General features: G+C 43.4%; 16 protein-coding genes and 1 pseudogene. 7 read left to right on the forward strand and 10 right to left on the reverse strand.

The window, feature by feature from the left end; genetic code table 11:
- Position 1 precedes the first annotated feature (1 nt).
- Both brxD and pglZ read right to left on the reverse strand, forming a co-directional pair.
- Positions 2 to 1321, reverse strand: coding sequence for a BREX system ATP-binding protein BrxD (brxD, locus tag PSE7429_RS03640; RefSeq protein WP_009625702.1), 1320 nt, complete (start codon positions 1319 to 1321; stop codon positions 2 to 4).
- Positions 1322 to 1469: 148 nt separating this feature from the next.
- A complete protein-coding gene (pglZ, locus tag PSE7429_RS03645; protein ID WP_009625704.1) occupies positions 1470 to 4112 on the reverse strand; it encodes a BREX-6 system phosphatase PglZ in 2643 nt (880 codons plus the stop codon).
- A gap of 85 nt (positions 4113 to 4197) precedes the next feature.
- On the opposite strand from pglZ, the gene PSE7429_RS03650 reads away from it, so the two are divergent.
- The 3 genes from PSE7429_RS03650 to PSE7429_RS03660 are packed head-to-tail and all read left to right on the forward strand — an operon-like array spanning position 4198 to position 5192.
- Positions 4198 to 4428 (forward strand): type II toxin-antitoxin system Phd/YefM family antitoxin, encoded by a 231-nt coding sequence (locus PSE7429_RS03650; protein WP_009625705.1) that lies wholly within the window; start codon positions 4198 to 4200, stop codon positions 4426 to 4428.
- An 18-nt stretch (positions 4429 to 4446) separates the two neighbouring features.
- Positions 4447 to 4860, forward strand: a complete 414-nt coding sequence (locus PSE7429_RS03655) for an element excision factor XisH family protein (protein WP_009625706.1) — start codon at positions 4447 to 4449, stop codon at positions 4858 to 4860.
- Positions 4848 to 5192 carry a XisI protein gene (locus tag PSE7429_RS03660; protein WP_009625707.1) on the forward strand — a complete coding sequence of 115 codons (345 nt, stop codon included), beginning with the start codon at positions 4848 to 4850 and terminating at the stop codon, positions 5190 to 5192. The genes PSE7429_RS03655 and PSE7429_RS03660 overlap by 13 nt, the downstream gene beginning before the upstream one ends.
- 180 nt (positions 5193 to 5372) lie before the next feature.
- Here the strand turns inward: PSE7429_RS03660 and pglX are convergent, their stop codons facing one another.
- From pglX to brxE, 7 genes are all read right to left on the reverse strand, one after another.
- A complete protein-coding gene (gene pglX / locus PSE7429_RS03665; protein ID WP_009625708.1) occupies positions 5373 to 9623 on the reverse strand; it encodes a BREX-6 system adenine-specific DNA-methyltransferase PglX in 4251 nt (1416 codons plus the stop codon).
- Positions 9598 to 10134, reverse strand: a complete 537-nt coding sequence (locus PSE7429_RS03670; RefSeq protein ID WP_009625709.1) for a GNAT family N-acetyltransferase — start codon at positions 10132 to 10134, stop codon at positions 9598 to 9600. Before PSE7429_RS03670 ends, pglX begins: the two co-directional genes overlap by 26 nt.
- Positions 10134 to 10424, reverse strand: coding sequence for a type II toxin-antitoxin system TacA family antitoxin (locus tag PSE7429_RS03675; protein ID WP_009625710.1), 291 nt, complete (start codon positions 10422 to 10424; stop codon positions 10134 to 10136). The genes PSE7429_RS03670 and PSE7429_RS03675 overlap by 1 nt, the downstream gene beginning before the upstream one ends.
- An 82-nt stretch (positions 10425 to 10506) precedes the next feature.
- Entirely contained in the window at positions 10507 to 14175 is a 3669-nt protein-coding gene (gene brxC / locus PSE7429_RS03680; protein WP_009625711.1) for a BREX system P-loop protein BrxC, read from the reverse strand.
- 61 nt (positions 14176 to 14236) lie between these two features.
- The gene (locus PSE7429_RS03685; RefSeq protein WP_009625712.1) at positions 14237 to 14869 is read right to left on the reverse strand and encodes a DUF1788 domain-containing protein; all 633 of its coding nucleotides are present in this window, start codon (positions 14867 to 14869) and stop codon (positions 14237 to 14239) included.
- The gene (locus PSE7429_RS03690) at positions 14869 to 15732 is read right to left on the reverse strand and encodes a DUF1819 family protein (RefSeq protein WP_086004248.1); all 864 of its coding nucleotides are present in this window, start codon (positions 15730 to 15732) and stop codon (positions 14869 to 14871) included. The genes PSE7429_RS03685 and PSE7429_RS03690 overlap by 1 nt, the downstream gene beginning before the upstream one ends.
- 25 nt (positions 15733 to 15757) lie before the next feature.
- A complete protein-coding gene (brxE, locus tag PSE7429_RS03695) occupies positions 15758 to 16315 on the reverse strand; it encodes a BREX-6 system BrxE protein (protein WP_009625714.1) in 558 nt (185 codons plus the stop codon).
- Between the two features lie 148 nt (positions 16316 to 16463).
- Here brxE and PSE7429_RS03700 point away from each other — a divergent pair, with 148 nt between their 5' ends.
- From PSE7429_RS03700 to PSE7429_RS03710, 4 genes are all read left to right on the forward strand, one after another.
- Positions 16464 to 17270 (forward strand): ParA family protein, encoded by an 807-nt coding sequence (locus tag PSE7429_RS03700; RefSeq protein WP_009625715.1) that lies wholly within the window; start codon positions 16464 to 16466, stop codon positions 17268 to 17270.
- Between the two features lie 2 nt (positions 17271 to 17272).
- Entirely contained in the window at positions 17273 to 18409 is a 1137-nt protein-coding gene (locus PSE7429_RS03705) for a ParB/RepB/Spo0J family partition protein (protein ID WP_009625716.1), read from the forward strand.
- Positions 18410 to 18570: 161 nt separating this feature from the next.
- The gene (locus PSE7429_RS23270) at positions 18571 to 19701 is read left to right on the forward strand and encodes a hypothetical protein (protein ID WP_009625717.1); all 1131 of its coding nucleotides are present in this window, start codon (positions 18571 to 18573) and stop codon (positions 19699 to 19701) included.
- A complete protein-coding gene (locus tag PSE7429_RS03710; RefSeq protein ID WP_009625718.1) occupies positions 19664 to 21736 on the forward strand; it encodes a hypothetical protein in 2073 nt (690 codons plus the stop codon). The genes PSE7429_RS23270 and PSE7429_RS03710 overlap by 38 nt, the downstream gene beginning before the upstream one ends.
- Here PSE7429_RS03710 and PSE7429_RS26200 read toward each other — a convergent pair.
- Positions 21729 to 22018: pseudogene (locus PSE7429_RS26200) on the reverse strand (hypothetical protein); the annotation flags it as partial. The gene PSE7429_RS03710 and the pseudogene PSE7429_RS26200 sit on opposite strands and share 8 nt — an antisense overlap.

A 22018-nucleotide genomic window follows, 5' to 3' on the forward strand; every position in this document is an offset into this window, starting at 1 on the left:
ATTAAAATTCAACAACGGCGTAAACTTCATTTTCTTCTGGTTCAGGATCGCAATAGGGCAAGCCTGACTTGATGCGGAGCTCATAGTCATTGAGGGTATCTTCGGGCAGAGATAAGGCACTGATCGGCTCGAAGTCAGGGTTATCAATAACCAAATCCAGAAGATTCACATATTGCCGTAAGAATTGACGTGGCACTACGCCCACATCGCCTTTAAAGCCTTTAGTTACTTCTGCAATCAGGCGATCGATAAATTCAAGGGTGATTTTTCGTTCCAAATGAATGCGATCGCCAGCGTTAAAAAGTTCACGCAGTCTGAGGGCAACTTCCTTTAAACGAATAGCATCAAAGGGGGTGAGTTCCAATTGGGGCTGACGCGGACTACTAAAGCCGCTATAGGTTTCAAACTTGATGCGATCGTGAAGAGGCGTTAGTCCCGCAATGCCACGTTTTGTATCAAAAAAGTCGGGCGTACCTGTAAAAATCCATAGCAACCCATGAAAGCGATCGGCGGCATCACAGATTTGTCTAATGCCATTTAAGGATTTACCGCGCACATCTTGACGCATTCGTAAAATTGTTTCCGCTTCATCAATGACGATCGCCCAGCCCTTGTAACCTGCCGCCTTGACGATCTGCAAAATGCCAAGTAAATAGTCGAGGGCTTCACGGCTGCCAATATCGCCTTTAATCCCTGCAATTTTTTTGGCGCTTGCCGCGACATTTTCACTGCCTGATAGCCAAGAAATGAGGGCGCTGGCTTCGGCAAAGTTTCCCTGTTGCTTGAGGGTAAAGATGGTTCGCAATACTCGTGTCATGTCTTCAGGAACTTGCCCCCCTGTCATGGAAGCAAGTTCTTCATCGAGGCGATCGCGCACGGCATCATCAAAATTAGGATCGTCTTCATCCTTGCCCCCAGCGATCAGCATATCTTCAACTCTCGCAATCCAGCGATCGAGAATATCGCCTAGTGCCCCCCTTGGGCATACATTTGTGCCAAGCTCCTGTACGGCTTTGCGATAGACATCATCAAATTTATGGAAGTGCAAATCATTATCGGAAACGACAATAAAACTAGTGGCAAAGCCACGATCGCGGGCTTCGAGGGTGGCAAGGCGAGACATAAAGGTTTTACCGCAACCATAACCACCTCGCAAAAACTTAAACACGCCTTCACCATCAGCAGCGAGTTCGAGTTGGCGTTGGATTTCCTTACGAGATCGATCTATGCCGACAGCAAATGCTTCTAGTCCCCGTTCTGGCACAACTCCCGATCGCAACTTTTCAAAAACATGTTCGGTATCCTTAGCACTCAAATTCATAGCTACACAGTTTTATTTTTTAACTGACGTTACATGGAAGATTATAAGACCCTCACCCCTAGCCCCTCTCCCAAAAAAGGAGAGGGGAACAAGAAATTAGTCTTACTCCCCCTCGCCCTTAATGGGAGAGGGGGCTGGGGGGTGAGGGTTATCTCTTAATATACCGCTTGCCAGAAGCGACATTTTCAACTTGAACCCCAAAGGGGATCTGCTTGACAAATTCCTCAAACTTGAGGGAAAAGCTCCGCGCTTTGCGTGATGAGCCAAGCATTTGCACAAGTTCAGTTTCCACGATCGCGCCATGTTTTTCTAGATGTTCAAATACCTTGATGATCGCAGGATCATCAAAATTATCTTGCCAGCGATCGCTTGTAGATAAACTTGCTACAGGCTCAATAATAACCATATCTATAGCGATCGCTTCCGTAATAGTACTCGGATCTTGAAGAGAATCTTGAATCTGTGTTTGCGATTTAACACGCTTAGTTTTAACAGATGATCGCTTAGTGACTGATTGCTTAGTGACGGTCAGGACAGGAATTACTCGCTCCTGTAAACTATTACCTCCATGAGCAAAAGAAGCATTACTCAGTTTAGTTCTACCCTTAAAAATGGCAGTATCATTCCGAAATAGTAGATAGCCCTCTTGACCTTCATAATTTAGCGATCGCAAAGGCACGGATACACAATCAGCCTCGCGGCGGTAATCATCAAGACGCACATAGCGGCGGGTGGCGGTGGCATATTCCACTTCTTTGACGGTGTGATCAAGGAGCATGAAGCCATGATCGGCGGTGAGGATGCAGGTATGAATCCCAATCTTTTGGAGATTATTAATCGCTGCTTTCAGTTGTTGAATCCAAGTGGTGAAGGCAATCAGCCCCATATTTGCTTCACCCGCATCATCGATTTCTCGACTATGGATTACGAGCAAGGCGGCATTTTTAGATAGACTTCCTAAAGTCTCACTCGTTGATTGCGCGACCTGTTGCAGCGAGAGACTAGATAACGAATGTCGATCACGACTAGAACTAAATGTGCGATCGCCGATCACCCGCGCCCGACTATCAGGATCTTTGACAGTATATTCTCCCGCCTTAATCCCTTTACTAAAATCTTTACCATCGGGTAAGCGGATTTTGCCATCACTCGACACAGGGGCGATCGCATTCATGCCCATCGCCGTAATCGTTGGTAGTTCGGCATAGCAACCAATCAGGTTAGTCTGGAAATCCTCTTTATTTAATTTGTTCATCAGTTCCATTGCCATTTCATAGCGAAAGGCATCAACTAAGAAAATAGCAACGCGATCACCTTGCTCAACTTGTCCTAGAGAAGGATGGCGCTTCGCGCCATCCTTCTCTGGAGTAGTAATTAATGGCAGACAGTAACGCTCAAAGATATAGCGCTGTTGTAATTCTTCTTCAGGTAGGAACCCAACCTGATCGCAAAGTTTGGCAAAACCCCTCGCCAAATCATCAGCCCAGTCACGATAAAGCTGCCGCAAAAAATTAGTCACCGTCACCATTGACGCAAATTGTGGCAAGTTACTATTTGACATTTGCAACCGTAGTTGCTCAAAGCGACGATGGTAATAATCCACAATCCAAGCTTTTTGGGTATAGATATCAAGTGCTTCTCGTAGGGTTTCCACTCCGTTTAAGACATGATTTTGTTGAGCAATTATCTGTCCAAACTGTGCTGCTATTAACACCCAACCCCAAAGGCGGCGTTTTTGTGAATCCTGCTGTATCCATAGGGAAGGAGCATTAATCCGCGATCGCCCCCAGATGCTCGCCTGTTGCCAATTTTGAGTGAGCAAGGCTTGAATAGATGCATTGAGCATCACCCGATCTTCAGTGGCGAAGGTGTCAATCTTACCGAGGTCATTGGGAGAGATCTGGTCAAATTCAGGCTTGATTTTTGCTTCTACTTCTTCAGAGATCGCCATGTAGCGGATGGGATAGCGATCGCGTAGATGATTAATTAGATTTTGACATTGCGCTTGTAAAGGTTTTGGGAGCGATCGCAATGGCTGTAATTGTGGTAAATAGGGCGATCGGGTGAGGTCGTTGGTATATTCCACACACATCAACCAAGCGACAAAGGCAAGTTCTAGACGATCTATATCTACAGGATCATCTTTAAGGAAGAACTGCAAAAAGGTAATATCCATCCCTGTATGAATATAGAGATGTTCGATGAGAATATTTAGCTCAGATGCGCTATGGATTTTGGTGCGGAGATTGCTATTGTGATCGAGCAAACCATCGAGAATCCATTGATGGTCTAATCCTGCCAAATAACTACGGATATTACCAGTTTTAGAATTATGAGAATTATGTCGATTTAATTCCTGATCTAGCCAAGTTTCCGCCCCTGCTAGAGTGAGGTCGGGAGTTTTGAGCAAATCAGCGATCGCATCGGGGGCGACTTTACCCGTGACCGCCTCACGCACAAGAGTATTCAGGGCTTTTTCGTAGCGTTTACCAGCCCGATATAGTTCTAATAGTGGTGTTTGCTTAACCGTATTAGTGTTGTGGTTTGGCAAATGAATTAATAACGGTTCAGGATCGAGTCCATTGCCATAGTTTTCTAGTTGCAGCAAAATTTCCAGATAGCTACCCCGAAAACCCACCACAGGAAAATCAAAATCACCTGTTTGATGACGAGTGATCAGGCGATCGACAAATTCGGTATAGCGACTATCGGCATCGAGCCAAAGGACAATTCCCTGACGGCGGATGGTTTCTTTAATGTCGTTTTCAAGATAACTGGCGATCGCGGACATAGAAAATGAGCAATATTTTTGCTTTGTGCGAAAATGATCGTAACAGTTTATTCACGGCTTACTCATTTATTACGGGAGAAAAGTCATGGAAATTACCAAAACACAGTTTAAGACGCAGTTTGAGAGCATTTTAGAAAGCTTAAATCAAAATAATGAGGACATTATTATTATTGATAATGGCAAGCCGCTATTTAAGGTTTCTAAATACCAGAAATCAGTCAGCACTAGGGAACTATTTGCACCCCTGCGAGGAAAGGTGAAATATTATGAGGATTTAATGACTCCAACTTGGGATGAATGGAGCGAAGTATTATAGTCGTTAAGGATAAAGGACATGGCAAGAGATTTATTTCATGATGCGGTCAGGAATGCCCTAGTCAAAGATGGTTGGATAATTACGGAAGATCCATTGTTTTTGAAAATAGGAGGCGTTGAAATTTATATTGATCTTGGAGCCGAAAAATTAATTGCGGCTGAACGAAATAACGAAAAAATTGCTGTAGAGATTAAAAGTTTTATCAATCCTTCATCGCTTACTGACTTTCATTTGGCAATGGGACAATTTCTAAACTATCGAGTAGCATTAAAAGTAGGAGATCCAGATCGAAAACTGTTTCTAGCTGTGCCAGATAACGCTTATCGAACTTTCTTTCAAAAGGAATTTGCGCGTATGGTTATTGCCGAATATCAACCCGAAATCTTAGTTTATGATATCGAAAATGAGGTGATTGTCACATGGAAAATCTAGAGAAAATTGCCAAATATCGTGCGATTGTCAAACAAATCCTTAGCCAATATGCATCCTATAAACCATCCTATGGCGATATTGAGATTCAAACCCTATTTGATACGGAACAGGATCATTATCAAGTTCTAGGTGTTGGTTGGAACAAGAAAGAAAGGATTTACGGTTGTTCTATGCATTTAGATATTAAAAATGGCAAGATTTGGATTCAAATTAACAATACTGAAATCGATATAGGTCAAGCTCTTGTAGACAAGGGTGTACCAAAGGAAGATATCGTGATTGGTTTTCAGCCTGTATATATTCGCCAAGTTTCTGGCTATGCGATCGCCTAAAGAAAAAAAACGAATCGTAGGGGCATAGCATTCCTGCGACTATCTTGGCTTGTGGCAACCATTTTTAAACAGGAATGCTTTGCCCTCTTTGATGTTGAAAGGAGAATCACGCATAAAGAGGGTAGAACATTTGCAAATGGAGATTGTCGCGAGGAGTTGCGAGATTGGGGCGCAAATGCTCTACCCCTGCGGCACGGTTTCTTCTTCCAATTCAAGGAGTAAAAGATCTTCTTCTTTATTCTTTTTGCGTTCCCTGCGTTTTTGTTCCTTTTGTCGTAAGTCTAAAACTAGCTCAGGATTGTCTTTGATAAACGCATCGCGTAGAGATTGAGAATCGGGTTCTTCGATGTGGAAATCGGGAGATATTTCATCCTGCAAACGCAGTTCCCACTCGTAGGCTTTGGCGGGGTGATATTTCCAGAAGAGACTGTGGGCGACGGCTAGGGATGGGTCTTTTTGGCATTTTTCATCGACGCGGCTGGGGAAATAGCGGGCGGCGAGGTGTGACCAGTCATAGTCTTTTTTGTTTTGGGCGGTGCTGAGTTCTGACCACCATGTTTTGGGCTTGTTCCATTGGGGTTCGAGCAATGTCCAGAGGGTGGCGCTGTTGATCATTACGCCGTCATCGAGATCCATTTTGAAGGTGGCATCGACTTCACGGGGTGGATCACTGGGTTTGGTGGGTGGTGCGCCACGTTCGGCGATCGCTTGGACTTTGGTGATCAGGTCTTGCAGTTCTTCTTGGAGTTTGATTAGTTCGCTATAGCGTTTTTCGGCTGTGGCTCTTGCCTTAGTGTCAGCTTGGTTACGCGCCGCCATGAGGTCGTTGATCTCACCGAGGAGGTGGTTTTGGTCGGGGAGGAGGTGGTCAGCGAGGAGGGTTTGCAGGGTGTTGTCTGTCCATTGGTGGATGGGGATGATCGCGACAAAGTTCTTTTTGGTGGATGAGATGGGGAAGTAGATCGGGCGTTGGTCGTAGCGTTTGAGGTGGTCTTCTTTGAAGTAGTCTTGGCGTAACCATTCGCGGAGTGTTTTTTTAGAGATATTTGCGCCATGTTCTGCCCATGCCTGATGGATGGGGGCGGCGGCGGGGTGGGTGAGGCGATCGCCGATTTCGGGGAGGTCTTGGCTATAGGCGGAGAGGTAGAGGATAGAAAGACCCTCACCCCCAGCCCCTCTCCCATTGAGGGAGAGGGGAGCAAATTCTCTTGCTCCCCCTTCTCCCGTTCTGGGAGAAGGGGGCTGGGGGGATGAGGGTCTTCCAAACCGTCCCAATGCTAACCCCACAGCGTAGGAAATAAAGTCTTGCGCGGTGGGTGGGTCGTATTCGGGATGGTAGGGAGGGAGGGGTGTGCCTGCGGGTCGGTCTACGGCGGTTTGCGCCCATGTTTGGGCGGTGCGCCAAGGGCTAGGTCGGGGGCTAATAAATTCTACGGATGTCTCGCGTCCTGCTTCATGTTCGCTAAATGCTTTTTCAAGTTCTCTAAATATCTCGTCTGCGGATTCTATGGGGAATAATGGAAGTCGGTTTACATCTCCAACTTCAAAACCTACACTGGGATTTAGTGAGATTAAAATTTCTTGTGACAAATTACTGTTGATTAGACAAAGACAGTTTGCAAATCTTTCTGGAAAAATAGATGATCCTTTATTCCCAAATACACTCTTATATCTATGTATCCTACCTCTAAATGAAGATCCTATCATAGAGAAAGCAATGCCTTTCCTAAAGTAAAAAGAACGGCTTGGCATACCATTTCCACCTCCTTTAGAGCCGAAATAGTCATATAGAATTTGCTTTTCAATAGCAGAATTTTCCCAACGTATAACTATATCAAGTGGTTCAAACCACGACTTTCCAGACGCTCCTTTAATATAAGGAACCCATTTATATTGAGGTAATTCTGATAAATCATCTATGGGACAAATAAATAGTTCATTCGGGTTTATCTCCCAAGGATAGCGAAGGAATCTAGTATTATTTGCCGTTGCCATTCCTTGCTTAACATCTGTTTCATCGCCTAATTTTGGAGTTTTGTCGTAGAGTTTAAGAAAGGCATCATCCCACCAGTAAATGAGAGGCTTTTCTTTGATGACATTAAAATTTTGCGTTTTGAACTCATATCTTCCCACATGAGCCAATACCGCCGCCCGTTTGCGATTCGTTCGCTGGCTATCCCTTGAATTGTCATCTAATGGAGTCGGTTGGATCGCAATACTAAAAGATTCTGATGGATTCTTTTTTACAAAAATACTCATCACCGTAGAAACAACTTCATCAACAATTGCCTCAAAACCACCGCGATCTATATCCCCTAACAATCGCAGATCATAATTCTCAATCAAAAACTCCCGAATTGCCGAATATTGACTGATAAACATCCAATTTCGCATCGTCAGCAACGCCGAAAAACCACCATCCTTTGCCAACTCCAAACCACGCTGCAAAAACGCCGCATAGAGATCCGCCTTCCCCTTGGGGTAATGCTTCGACAAATAACCAGCATCCGCCATCTTACTTGTCCCCTGATACGGCGGATTCCCAATTACCAGATCATACTGACCTTCCCGCACCATCCTCACAAACCTCACCCCCGCCGCCAACTGCTCACCCCACAGCCGCACCCCCAGATCATCACTCTGCGATCGCTGCTGCAAAAACCTCTCCAACGCCTCCAACACCGTCACCTGCGCCAGCGCCTTATCAAAATCTAATCGCGCCTGAGCAGGACGAAAACCCTCAAACAAACTACCCTGCTGCGGCTCTAGCAACACCTTCACCTGTGTTTCATAATCAGCGATCGCCTGTGTCACCGCCCCATCCACCTTCAGCAAACTACCCCACACATCCGCCCCCTTCAGCGCCTCCACAATCTGCATCGTCAACTTCGGCGGAATCCCCGTCTCCTGCTTCACCTCATCATAAAAATTCAACAACTCAGGATCATCTTTCGGCAAATTCGCCAAATTCAAATTCGCCGCCACCAGATTAATCTGCTTCGGTGCAGCATCCTTACAAAGCCCCTTCGCCTTCAGCCACAACGCCGCCGCCGCCATCTGCACCGCCCGCGCATCAATATCAATCCCATAGAGATTATTCTCTAAGATGCTATTAGCGATCGCCGCATCCGACCAAACTTCCCCCCGATGCCGCAATTCTTCTTGATAAAAAGCAAACAGCAAGTCAAAAGCAATCACAAGGAAATGCCCCGACCCACAGGCAGGATCGATGAGTTTGAGGTTGCGGAGGGAAAGATTAGCTTTATCAAGGCTACTCTGTTCATTCAAGTCTGTTTGTCTACGTTGCAAGGTTTCGATCCCCCCCAGCCCCCCTTGTGAAGGGGGGAGAAGAGAAAGAGAATCTTTTCCCCCCTTTTCAAGGGGGGTTAGGGGGGATCTTCCATCCTCCTTGTGCGGAGAAACTTCAAGAGAATCTTTTCCCCCCTTTACAAGGGGGGCTAGGGGGGATCTCACCCAATACTTCCAACGCTGTTCTTGCTCATTCTCAATGGGCATCAACTCATCTAGCGCCACATCCCCCGCCTCCCGCCTTTGTCGCCAATCCTGTCGCCTTGTTTCTAGAGTTTCCAGAGTGCGATCGCTCACCGCCTCCGCAACCCAACCATTCGCCGCGCAAATATCGAGCCATTGATTATTCAAGCTATTTTGCAATAGCCACTCCACCATATAGCGCTCCGTAAACATTTGCGTCTTACTGGCGATTTCGTGCGGCTCTACCTTACCGCCATCATTCATCTTTTGATCAATACTCTCCCGTTCAGGATCATTCCAATATTGATAGATCCATCCCAAGGTCGTATCATCACGCCAAGCATCCGCCTCAACCTTGTCTAGCGCCTCCACTAAATACCGCAAAGTCAACGCAGGCATAGGAATAAGCTCAATATAGCCATTCAATCCGCCGCGCCCAAATAAACCCGACAAGTCTAGCGCCAATTCATCAAACACCAATCGCAACAGCAACCCATAGCCCTGATCTTCCTCTTGCAAAAACTCTGGTGCATAGTCCCGAAATTCCTTAAACGCAGGGCTTTGCCATCCTCCTGTAACTAATTTGGGCTTCAGCAACCCCATCGCCTCTAAATGCTTAATCACCGCTAACCGATTCAGCCAAGTCGCCGCCGCCAACTTTTCGAGATCCTGCCGATGGCGATCGCGTAATTCCTGTTTGAGTTTTGGCGATTGCTTGCCCTTATGAACCGCAAGATCCCCCTTCACCAGTTCTTCCAGATATTTCTCTAACCTCTCCCGCTTACAATGACGCTCCTCATCTAGCTGCACCTGTTCTAGCTTTACGCCCATCAGGTATGTGGACTCCACGGCGTTGTGTAGGTCAGTAATCAGGCGATCGCGCAAATTGCGAATGGTTTTGGAGAGTTGAGATTTAGCTGTAGGAGTGAGGTAGGTCATAGAGGAGAGCAATCGATTTCATCGGTAAATAGAGTTTCATAGAGTGCTGCTTAAATCTTTGAAAGCCATATTTCAGATAAAAGCTAACGGCGGATTCATCCAAGGCTTCAGCAATCACGGCTAAGGATGCAACTTGCTGCGATACATCAAGGGATTTTTGCAAAGCGTCAACTAACATCAACTCTCCAAATCCTTGACCACGATAACGAAGATCCACCGCTAGACGACCTAATAATGTCGCTGGCAATTGGGGATATCGAGGTAGATTTTTGGCAAAGTTGTCATCAAGATCCGTAACTTCAACGGTGTAAGCTGAGAGAGTATAGTAAGCCAGAATGTAATTTTTAGATTGACCGTCAGGCGCATCTACAAGGACAAAGACAGACGCAATGTATTTTTTCAGATCTTGGGATGCTTGCTTATGAATATAGCGATTAAGACTCTCATTGCCACAATCAAAACTGCTGCGATCGTGTTTTTGGCGATCAAAAGATTCAATTTTAAGAACCACTATCCCCTCAACACCTGTTGATGTCGTAACGCCGCCGCCCTTAATCGCGCATTGGGTTCACTAGGATTCAGGATTGCCTGTACAAAGGTTTCACTGTCTTCTAAATTCAGCTTCAACGATTGGTGACGGGCGATCGCTTGACAAGCAGAGGCTTGGACACTGGCAATCACAAAATCAGTCAGGGTGCGTCCTTCAAGGTCAGCCGCCTTTTGCCATAGTGCTTTAATCTCTGGACTAACACGAGCTTCTAATCTGGCAATAGTTTTTGATGGTGTTTTGAGACTACTCATAGGTTTGGCTCCCAAGATAAAATCAAAATAAAATGATGAGTTGTCAGTTTTAATTATATACGGCAATTAGCCGTAAGTAAATTTAGATCAACCGAATCCGTATATTTTTCTTATTTTCCAACTGCTTCAATAAGCGATCGCGAAAGGTATCGACTAAGGCATTCACCTCATCAGGATTGCGAAGTTCACGATTGCGTAAATCCGTAAGCACATCAAGGGTGAGAACCTGCTCCTGAGTCTCTTCCGAAATTAAGCGATCGAGAGTGGCATTAGCTTCCATTTCTGCTTGCTCTAATTGTCGTATTGCCGAGTCGCGTAACTGGATCAGCGTCGGATAGAGAGCATCGATCGTGGTTTTAATCTCTGCCTGTCGGATCGGACGGATCACATAGTCAGCCTTTTCTTCACTGAGTCGCGCAAAGCCATGTCTCGTCTTTACCCTTGCTGCCACTGCTTCTAGTTGGAGATATTGAGCATCAAGCAAGTCATGCCTTACCTCACGATAGCGCAAGGCGATCGCCTCAATACTAGGGGTTAAACTTGTCAGATCGCGCCAAGGGCGTTCCGCTTGCAGTTGTTGACGTAGGGCGATCGCCATCGGTTCGAGGTCTGCTAATTTGCCCATACCGCGCAACTGTTCCACGCAATGAATATAAACATCATGGGCTTTTTTGACTTGGGCGATCGCCTCATTAGTCAGTTCGCTATTTTCGATACTTAGGCGCTGCATCCCATCTTGCAAAACTTCTAAATGTCGTTTGACGGCTCTTACGGTGTCTTCAATTTGGCGCGATTGACAGCAATCAGTTAGGGCTTTTTGCAATTTTTGCAAGCTGTCAGGGAGTTGGTGGCGATCGTCATAGTTTTGATCGGCGACATCCTGTAACCGTAAGGGTAATCGGTTATATTTCCCTTCTAACTCCCGTAATAGAGAAGCCTTATAGGGAAAATATTTAAACACGGCATCGGCGATCGCTTCTTTCTCACGGTCTAGTTCTACTTGTAAATAGTCATTAAAAAATTTACAAATGGCATTGCGATCGCGCACGGTGATATCGCTTTCTGTAGAAAGTAAAATTTCCGCCTTTTTCAGATCGCGCTCTTTCTTAAATAAATCCTCCACACCCACATCCGCGTATGAACTAATCATTTGCTGATTTTCGGTACGAATACGAATTTTATTTGCTCGTAGCAGTCCCAACAGACAAGCACGGACAAGATCGGAGGCGTAGCCATAGGGCGCACTGCCAAATATTGTTAATAGGCTACTACCCGCTAAACCATTATTTCGTGCTATTGCCTCATAGATCAGCGTGGGAATTTCGCCATTACAGGTGGGTACATATTTCCCCGCATCTAGGCTCAAAATTCCCAACTCCCTCTCCATAAACTTCTGGGATACGCCCGAAAGTTGTTTTTTGAACAATTGTTCTAACTCGCTAGGGGCGATCGCCATGTCCTGAAAATGGGGATAAACATCAGGTAAAATACTCTCAGCGGTGTGTTGCAACAGACTCGAAAAAGTAAGCCCCTGCGCGTCCAGTTGCCGCCCCCGAAAATAGAAGCTTCCCCTCACAAAGGCATTAGAGATAGCTTCTTTGAGAATTGAATCAAGGCGATCGGCTTCCGACTGTTCTTCGATCAACAGCCTTTGCTTATTAGGTGATAGCGCTGCAAATCGACCTTGATATTTGCTGATCATTTGCCGCGATCGCACCTGTCTTCTCGCTAGTTCAGGAATATCGCTGATATTCCCCACTACCCATAACAGGCGATCGCGATAGGCTTCCTGTCCAGTCTGGGCAATCCAAATCGTGACATCTTCTTTGAGATCATCACGGATATAGCGCAAATCGACAATTGCTGTCGCCACATCATTAGGTGAGATCAAGCGCTCATCCTTGCGCTGACGTTCATCGCTAAAGTAAGCCTGCCAACGGAAAGAACGTCCTTTATATTTAGGATTTTCAGTATCGCCGATCAGCACCTTGAGTTTTTCCATCAAGATCGCGGTCATTTTTTCATCATTCACACCCTCGCTATCACGCTCTCTTTGCCATTCCTGCCCTGCGGAGCTTTGCAGTTTATAACCCAATTTCTCAGAGTAGGTAATATGTCCGCGATCGCGTAATTTATCGAGGGCAATCTGTATCTCTGGTTCATTGTTACCTACACCAAGGCTGTCATAAAGGCATTGACTAATCAATTTTGCTGTCGTTGGCTGAGATTCTTGAATTAGTTGTAATAAAGCGATCGCCTTGGCAACTTTGAGCGCCAATTGATCACCGACAATTTCGCGATCTCCCAAGATCCGTGTCATCGTATTTTGAGTATCCACATCCAACGCCGTCTGCTGAATCTCGTAGATCGCATCAATGGTGACTAAAGCTCCCAGCTTGCGATCGCCTAGCCCTTGTGTCCGAAATAATTCTCCTAGCATTTGCAGCAACCCGCGCACGGCATAGTCATCACCTTTGACACGGGTAGAGGTCAAGCGCAAGCTACTGGTAATCTGCATAAACAGATCGATGTAGTTGGGCAGCAGGGGATAAACCTCTAGAAAATCCTCTTCCGAAATATTCTCACAACCATAGGCATAGAGCTTCAGATCGGAACGATGTTGTTGAAACAAATTTCGCAACTCTGCTTCATGGACAGGTGACTTTTGCAATAGACGTTTATGCACAACATCACGAATATTCGCAGGTGTCAGATGCACCCGAAATCTGGGCGGAAATCGATCCTTGAGCTTGCCAATATTCCCTTGATCGATGCCATCTTCTAGTTGTTGTTGCCCCGTTGCCAACAGCCACACCCGCCCCTTCAGTTTTTGACCGAGATCTTCTACAAAAGACTGTAACTTCAGCATCCGATTGTCATTTTGATGGATATATTGACTGACTTCATCAATGGTAATAAACAGTGTTTTGCTAGGAGCGCGACGATTGAGCATGGCGGCGATCGCCTTAGTCGTTTCATCCACGGCTGAACCTAGCCCCGTTCTACTCCCCGCCCGACTGTCGATCCAACTCATCGGCTCAATGTACTTTTCAGGCTCAAGACGATGCAAAATCAGAGAGAAATCCTCTTCAGCTAATTCACTATTTTTGATCTGCTCCCAAGGCTTACCGATGGTGGTGATCGCACATTCTAAAAAAGCATCCCAACGCCCATCGATTTCTAACTTCAGTTCATGCTCAGCGACATAATTACTAGTTTTGCAATAGCCCAAACGTTTCTGGATTTCGCGTTTAGCAACTTGATGGATATCTTCATTTTCCCGCGCTAAAGAGCCTATATCAAATACCACCGCGATCGCCTCGATCCGCTTGGTTAACTTTTGCCAAGCCTCCTTAAATTCGGTGGACTTAGGCGAATCATCCCGCGACAATAAAGCATCAGCAAGTTTTTGTCCATTTGGCATTTGGCGATCGTCTAGCGCAAGTCCCAACAACTTCGCAAAGCTAGATTTCCCCGAACCATAAAACCCCGAAATCCAAGCAGCAGGTAATGTAGTCCCTGACCGATTCGGCTGTTCTAAATCTTGGGCGATCGCCTTAAGTAAACGCACAAACTGCTCGTGAATGCCCTGATTGGTACGAGTATGGCGCGGGTCATTTTCAGCATAGCCCCCCGTGATGATATATTCCGAAACCTCTTCCCATAATTTAGCTGGCTCCTGTTCATGGAAATAGACCACAGGCGCAATGTCCCGCGTTACGTCCCTAGCAAAAATATCTTTAACAAGCATCGTGTTTTCTCCATTGGTAATTGCGGGTGTCGGCGCGAAGCGCCGACACCCGCCTTTGCTTCTAGCTATAAATACGGGGACGATAATCGCGATCGGTGGTTTGTTCTCCCATAAATGATAGCGAACTTACATCTTGTCTGTCTCCTGGGTAGAGCAGCACGATCGGTAGATTGCTCGTCTTGCCATCAAGATGACGAAGTAATCCTGATGAACGAAAGAAAGGATACAAACCTCCCACACGGCTTAATAGGATTAACTTTTTGTCAGGTGTAGCATTAGGCATAAACTCATTGATTTTCCTAATTATGTCCTGTGCAATCCCATCAGCCCCTTCAACTTCAGGAGTTAATTTTTCCTTGAGATAGTTCAAACCGCGATCGCTAGTCTTATCCGCTAATCTTTTTTCCATAGCAATTAATCGTTCTAATGACGGCGGCGACTTACTTTTTAATCGCTCAATGAATAATTGCAATAGCGATATAGATAAAACATTCCAACCCACGGCTTGTAATTCATCTTGCATTTGTTTCAGCTTTCGGCGCATCTCAAATTCTCTGTCAGGGGGATAAACAGCGATCGCAAATTGATAGTTCCGCATGGTGCTAATTTTTGCTCCTCCTTCTGCCATTAGGTCAGTCTTGAGAGCAGATACCACGCGATCAATTACATTATTTGCCGAACTACGATTAGTCATTACTCTAAATTCTCCCGATCTAATCGCAACGCCCAATCCTTAAGATCAGCACATTGCCACCCAAAGTCAATAAGTTCTCCCATGCGGCGAAAATCAAGATTTGGTAAACGTTGTAAACGAGTCTCTAGCAAACTCCCAGTCAAACCCACTGATCGCCAGTAAGGATTATCGAGCAAAGTTCCCTCAAAAGTTAAAGCCCGTAAAAAATATAACCAATACTCCACAGCGCGATCACTTACTTGGGGATATAGCAAATTGCGTTTACCCATTTTGTCCGAACATAGCCCCACCGATGCTGCCGCCGCAATTAGCCCTGTTGCCATTCTGGCGATCGTTGCAGGTGACCAGTGATCTCTTCCCATGTTTTGGCTGACCCATCGTCCTACGATGTCACGATCAATATTCGAGTCCGTAATATCTGTGCTTAAAATCCGCCGTTGTCCCAGATAATGATCTGTAAAGGCGCGATAGAGTGGATCGACGAGTTGTAAATGCCAATGACAGAGATTACGTCTTGTTAATAAATCACGGGGCTGCCATTGCTGCAAAACCAATAGCGCCACGGGATAAGCATCATAGCGCTGCGAAAACTCCTTGAGTAGTAATTGCGTTCGTGCCATGCTCTTACTACCAAACCAGCGCTTCTCAAAAGCAATTTCAGCAAGTTGATTGATTTTGTCAGTTTTATTAGTAATGCGATCTCGATCAACTTCCAAATTCAGGACATTTGGATGGCAATTTTGCCAGTAGCTATAACTTTCTTCAATCGCCAAAGGAACTCGCATTAGCCTTGTGTGCAACGACCTAACCTCCGCGCCATAATTTGCAGATAAGTCCATAGATAAGTCCATAGATAAGTCCATATTTTTACTCAAACTAACCATACTCCTAAGCAATCAGATAAAACGGCATTGAATAATTTTGATCAAACGGGACAAGCGCCGCAACTAGAAATAAGAGATTTTGCTGGTCAGAATCAGACCTTCTAATTTCGCGCCCCCCAGCCACAAGCTCATATTTACTCTCACCACAGCGATCACTAACTTGCTTGGCGATCGCCTCACGATCAAAGCCGTCTTCCCAAGCGATCGGCAATTTCAGATTTTCACTCAGTCGTTTTCTTGCTGCAAGGCGATCGTGTAATTTCTCATCTAAGTCAAATCCCCAAAAGAAAATCGTTCGCAATTTATCAGGATTAGCCATTCTTTGCCTAGCCCGCCGATCCGTAGCGATCGCGGCTGATCGAGCAGACTCCCATCCTGCATACACCTTGGTGCGTGGCAGCAACCGAGCCAATAGATCGCCGCCACCCAGATCATCAATTAAATCAGTGCGCCACCAACCTAACCGTGATGGCTCACAGTTTGCTTCTCCTGCCCATGCGATCGTCATTTGCCAATCCAAGATCAGATCCAACAAATCTAGATCAACTGCAAGAACACTCATTCAAGTACCTTATCTTCCTTTTATTTTTTGACAGTGGGCTGCGTTTCGCACTACTTACTCTAAGTATCTTATATTTATTTGATGCAGCTATAAAATTAAAGTCATATATTGATATATGATGTCCTTGATTGTTTAGACATATCAACAAATGCAAAGCCGAATTGCCGTTCTCAGTAATGCTGGCGGAAGTGGTAAAACCACATTATCTGTGCATATTGCTTATGAAATGAGCCTTTACGGATTGTCAGTTGCCTTAATGGATCTCGATCCACAAGGCTCCTTAAGCCTATTTTGCGGTTTGCCACAACCCGAACCTGAACAAACCCTAGCATCAGTATTAAACAATGATTTTTCTGGACAATGGCCATTAGAAAAGTGTTGGACAGAAAACACTAATAAGGTAGATGTAGTCCAAGGAGGGATGATCTTAACAAGAGTCGCCGATGAGATGGTATTACATCGCCGAGGAGCCTATTTACTTGGCGATTGCCTAAAAGACCATCCCATTTCCCACGATTTAATTATCTTTGACTGCCCTGCAACCCTTGGACCTCTAACTTTATTAGCATTATCAGCTTGCACCCATGTTTTAGTTCCAGTCCAACTTGAGCCAAAGTCAATCCAAGGTTCCGCCAAATTAATTGAATGGGTATTTCACAACAGCAAACAATTAAGGCTCGATCCCCAGCCACAGGTCATGGGATTTGTACCAAATCAATACGATGCCAGACGCGCAACCCACCGCCAAATATTAGAAGATCTCCCAACCCAACTTGACCAATTAGGGATTCACTGTTTCCCTCCTATCAGAGACTCGGCGGAGTTTATCAATGCTAGTGGGCAAGGTTTACCATTACATCTGTATCGCCATCAACATCCCGCCCAAGCTGACTTCAAAGAAGTTTCTGAACATGTTGTGCAATTAATCGGTAAGAAAGTGAAAAGGAAAAAATAATCATGGCAGCTCGTAAAGCCCCCAATATCGCTGACTACTTCTCAGGCGCAAAGCAAACCCAACAATTGTCCAACGCTGAGGAAGAGATTGCTCAACTCAAAACCGAAATTGAGCGGTTAAGAGCATCTGACTCCGAAGAAGTCGAAGTTCAGCTATCCACATTAAAGGAACAACTAAAGTCTCAATCTGGAGTAGTAGATTTAGAAATCACCAAAATCATTCAGAACCCCGATCAACCCCGTCGTACTTTTCTGAATGAAAGCATTGTGGCAATGTCTCAGTCCTTAGCATCAGATGGTCAGCTTTCGCCAATTATTGTCATAGCCCAAGAAGATGAGAGCTATTTACTTTTTGACGGTGAGCGTCGTTGGCGTGCGGCGAGGGAGCTAGGATGGTCAACTATCAAAGCTGTGACGATGGATGCGCCGCAGGAACTACACCGTAAGGCTTTATTAACATCTTTACATCGTGAAGATCTTAACCCACTCGATAAGGCTGAAGCAATCATTAAAGAAATTTCGCTAAACGTGGGATTAAAAGTCGATGACATCCCCAGAGCTTTATCTACGGTCATTCGGAGATTGAATAAGAAAAAACGACTGTCTGAAGTCATGGCTAAGTTAGCATCTAATGACTCTAGCCAAACGGTGGAAGTAGATCCTAACTATGTCAATGAAACTGAACACAATGTTTTAAGAATTCTACTAGAGTTACAACTCAATCCTGCTTCTGTTGATGCTAACTTGCTACCAATGTTGGGCTTAGCAGATGATCTCAAAGATGCGATTCGCAATCTGGGGCTAAAGGGAGTCCATGCGATCGCCTTGCAAAAACTTTCGGCGAAGAATCTAAATTTGTCCCAAGCCAAGGCAAAACGAGTAAGAGAGGATTTAACTAAAAAGGTTGTCCAAGAGAATTTGTCAGTTTTACAAACTCGCAAGCTGGTCAATGAGGCGATCGCTAAGCATAGTCCTAGCCAAGAGAGTACGATCGATGCAAATAAACAGTTAGGCAAAATCAAGCAAAGTGTTGATCTAATTTCTTCAGATTTACTACGATCTGCCGATCCTACAATTTTAAGAGATGTCTATGATTTACTAAAGCAAAAGATGACAGAAATTGAGTCTTTGATTTCATAGCTGTTTAATTTTGTTTTATTTAGGTTGGTCATATATCAATATATGACCAATCGTTAGCAGCGATCGCCTCAAACATCAAAAGTCAATTAAGGTAGATATAGGCAATCTCTACTTTTTATAGAGTACATTAATTAAATCAACGTGTATATTTTTTGTATGTCATGATTTTTGATGTTCATCACTCTAAAATTGAAAAGTTAGATAGCAATAACCTTGTCGTATTACTCAAGAAATTACTTCACGCTGAGGCTCAATGTATTGGGATACCTCTGCGAGGAGTTTCGGTTCCTCTTCAAATTACGACCCCCGATGGTGGTGAGGATGCCAGATTTTCAATTGAGATTAAATGGACAGAATATCTCGAACAAACAAATTATTTACCCTCTAGATTCTGTATATTTCAGTCAAAAGCTACAAATTTAAGAAAAGCAGGATGGAAAAAAGAAGTTTGGACAAAGGATAGTCAAAAAAGGGGATCTCAAAAAAAGCTAAATGAAGCTTTAAAAAATGTTATCGCTGAAAATGGTTTTTATATAGGCTTTACTTCCGCCTCAATCGGAGATCAAAAGAAAGATGAACAAATTGAGGCTATCAAACAAGGTATTCGAGAAGCTGGGGGTAATCCCGATCAACTGGGGATTGATATTTATGATGCTAATAAAATTGCGACTTGGGTATCTCAATATCCTGCGATCGCAGTTTGGCTTAATGAACAAGAATCAGAACTTAATCTAAAAAGCTATGAAACAATTGAAAGCTTGGGGAAAATATTAGATATTTCTAAAGTACTCCTAGTTGAAGACAAAGCTGATCGATTTCAAATAATCGAGAACAAAGAAAGAAGCTCACTTTCTTTCCATAAAGTAAAGGAAAGAATTGTGGATTACCTAGCCGATCCTAGAAGAACGATAAGGATTTATGGGGCTTCTGGGCTAGGTAAAACACGATTTGTATACGAAGTCTTTAAGGATGAGACAACCACAATAAAACTTTCATTATCAGTATCTACAATTTACTGCGACTTAGAAAAAATAGGTCATAAAATTTTGTCAGATGTTGAAAGTTTCTCAGCATCAAGTAAGTTAGCGCTCATCATTGTAGATAACTGTCCTCGTGAGACTGCAATTAAGCTTAATGAAATAGCGAAGAAAGAAAGTAGCAATCTCAAAATCATAACGATTGGCAATGACAATCAACCTATAGACAAAGATGATTGTTTGAATATTTCAGTTACTCCTGCCGATGAAACTCTAATTGAAGGGATCATTCGACAACGCTATCCCAAAAGCTGATAACTCAGATATTGAATTTATCAAAAATCTAAGCGATGGATATCCACGTATTGCTGTACTAGCTACTGATAACTACTCAGAAGGATTACCGATTCTAAAATCTATAGAAGATGTCGTAGAACGTGTCCTTAAAGGCTGTGGCATAACTTGTATAGAACAAGTTCGAGCTATTGAGTGTCTTGCTTTATTTACTGAATTAGGAGCAGATGAAACCCTAAGTGAAGAACTTGACTTTGTTGCTCAAAATTTAGCTCGTCAAACTGGGGATGAAATGTATGAATATCTAGCCCAAGCCGCAAAATCTTTTCTTGTAGACTATAACGGCTACTTTTTTATCGCAAAACCTTTGCCTATAGCTAATTTTCTTGGATTAAGAAGGCTAGATCTATTGCGTGTAAAAAATATTCTTAATTTCATTGAGAATGCACCACCAAGATTACAGTCATCCTTTTTAAAGCGATGGGAGTATTTTGACACTTCAAAAACATTAGCTAAAGTTACCGAGATCTTGTTAGCAAGAGATGGCTTGTGCAGATCGCTAGAAAGTTTAAATACAAATATTGGTTTACAATGCCTTGATGCTTTAGTACACATTGATCCAATTAGTGTTGCTTATACTATTGAGCGAATATTCGGAAAACTATCAATAGATGAACTTCAGCAGGTACAATCAGGACAAGATTATCTGATAAATGTTTTAGCAAAACTTGTTTTTCCTCAAAACACTTTTCATATTGCAGCAAAATTACTATTAAAATTAGCATCCGTCGAAAAGCAAACTTGGGGAAATAGTTCAACTAGCATCTTTATACAACTTTTTCAAATATATTCAAGTGGAACTGAAGTCGAACCATCAGAACGTTTTCGCATCTTGGATGATCAGCTTAATTCTAATGATGAAAGGATCGTTAAGATATGTATTGAAGCTTTACAAAATACTATTCAAACAAGTTATCGAGGCTGGACTGGAGACTCTAATAAAATAGGAACGCAACCTCCTCTTAAACATTGGAATCCAGAAACTTGGGATGAATTATTTGATTTTATTAGAGAAGGTCTTCAAAGACTAAATAAAATTCGTGTTAGAAATAAAACTTTTGCTTGTAAATGTGAAGAAATTATTGCTTTAAATATTCGAGATTTAATTTCTTATGAAAGTCTTATTGGAGATATTGAAAATATTTTACAAGACATAATTAATGATAAAGGAATTTGGCTTGAGGCGATTAAAGCAATTAGTAATTGGTTATATTACGATAGAAAAAAGGCACCAGAAACTTTATCGATAAGAGTAAGAAAACTTTATGATACGCTCATGCCAACCGATCTAATACAACTAGCATTGCTATATACAAAATTTGGGCAGATGGATATTTACGATCCAGATTCAATTTACGATACGAACAATACATCTAATGAAGATTTTGAATACTCGTCCAAAAAAGCGAAAGAAGTAGCGGCTAAAATTGCTGTAAATTCGGATCTTACGCAACAAGTGATCCAAATAATGGTACAAGAACAGCTACATAATGTATATCCATTTGCCTATGAATTGGCAATAAAAGTGGAAGATCCATTAAAAATATTTCAAATTGCAGTCAAAGAGTTTGAAAAATCTATAGAAAATAAAGGTATTCAATTTCTCAGTGGATTAATTTCTGGTATTGACAAAAATGGAAGTGATATTGTAATTAAATGCATCCAAATTGCTCAGCAATCTAATCGTCTAAAAGATCAAATGGTAAGTATATACAATGCTGTAGATATTTCTGCGGAAAGGCTAAATGAAATTGTACAGCAATTAAAAGACGGAAGTATTAAAGCACCTGAGTGTGTATATTTCTCTTATGGAAGGAGATTGAATAGTCTTAACGTCAAAGAAATCTTACCTTTAATTGATGAGTTGTATTTAAATCAAGAACCTGTCGGTATATGGACTGCTCTAAAAATCATTCTTATGTACCAATATAACCGCTCAAATCTTGATAAACAATTAGCTAAACGAATTAAACAACTAGGGGAGCATCTCAATTAGGCACTGAGTAAATATACTTAGGGGCATAGAAGTAGCCATTGAGATAAGCACAGCGATGTTTCAAAACTTGAGCAACATTTTGCTGATTCCACTGAGCACCCGAAATCTTGACCCGACGACCAATTTGTTTAATTGTCGATTCAACTGAGCCAGAGCCAATGTTAATTCCCTGTTTTTGTAGGTAACCATACTCAGGTATACGATGGCGATGATTGCGTAAATAAGCAAGAAAATTGATAGCTCGTTTGAATTTACAACCTGAAAATAAGAAAATCGCCTGCT

Origin of the sequence: Pseudanabaena biceps PCC 7429, from assembly GCF_000332215.1 — a bacterium.
GTDB classification, from domain to species: Bacteria; Cyanobacteriota; Cyanobacteriia; order Pseudanabaenales; family Pseudanabaenaceae; genus Pseudanabaena; species Pseudanabaena biceps.

Coding starts and splice junctions, on each gene's coding strand:
- PSE7429_RS23270 (WP_009625717.1), top strand. CDS start 18,571: ATGATTTTTGATGTTCATCACTCTAAAATTGAAAAGTTAGATAGCAAT.
- PSE7429_RS03675 (WP_009625710.1), bottom strand. CDS start 10,424: ATGAGTAGTCTCAAAACACCATCAAAAACTATTGCCAGATTAGAAGCT.
- PSE7429_RS03650 (WP_009625705.1), top strand. CDS start 4,198: ATGGAAATTACCAAAACACAGTTTAAGACGCAGTTTGAGAGCATTTTA.
- PSE7429_RS03655 (WP_009625706.1), top strand. CDS start 4,447: ATGGCAAGAGATTTATTTCATGATGCGGTCAGGAATGCCCTAGTCAAA.
- pglX (WP_009625708.1), bottom strand. CDS start 9,623: ATGACCTACCTCACTCCTACAGCTAAATCTCAACTCTCCAAAACCATT.
- pglZ (WP_009625704.1), bottom strand. CDS start 4,112: ATGTCCGCGATCGCCAGTTATCTTGAAAACGACATTAAAGAAACCATC.
- PSE7429_RS03705 (WP_009625716.1), top strand. CDS start 17,273: ATGGCAGCTCGTAAAGCCCCCAATATCGCTGACTACTTCTCAGGCGCA.
- PSE7429_RS03685 (WP_009625712.1), bottom strand. CDS start 14,869: ATGACTAATCGTAGTTCGGCAAATAATGTAATTGATCGCGTGGTATCT.
- PSE7429_RS03690 (WP_086004248.1), bottom strand. CDS start 15,732: ATGGACTTATCTATGGACTTATCTATGGACTTATCTGCAAATTATGGC.
- brxD (WP_009625702.1), bottom strand. CDS start 1,321: ATGAATTTGAGTGCTAAGGATACCGAACATGTTTTTGAAAAGTTGCGA.
- PSE7429_RS03660 (WP_009625707.1), top strand. CDS start 4,848: ATGGAAAATCTAGAGAAAATTGCCAAATATCGTGCGATTGTCAAACAA.
- brxE (WP_009625714.1), bottom strand. CDS start 16,315: ATGAGTGTTCTTGCAGTTGATCTAGATTTGTTGGATCTGATCTTGGAT.
- PSE7429_RS03700 (WP_009625715.1), top strand. CDS start 16,464: ATGCAAAGCCGAATTGCCGTTCTCAGTAATGCTGGCGGAAGTGGTAAA.
- brxC (WP_009625711.1), bottom strand. CDS start 14,175: ATGCTTGTTAAAGATATTTTTGCTAGGGACGTAACGCGGGACATTGCG.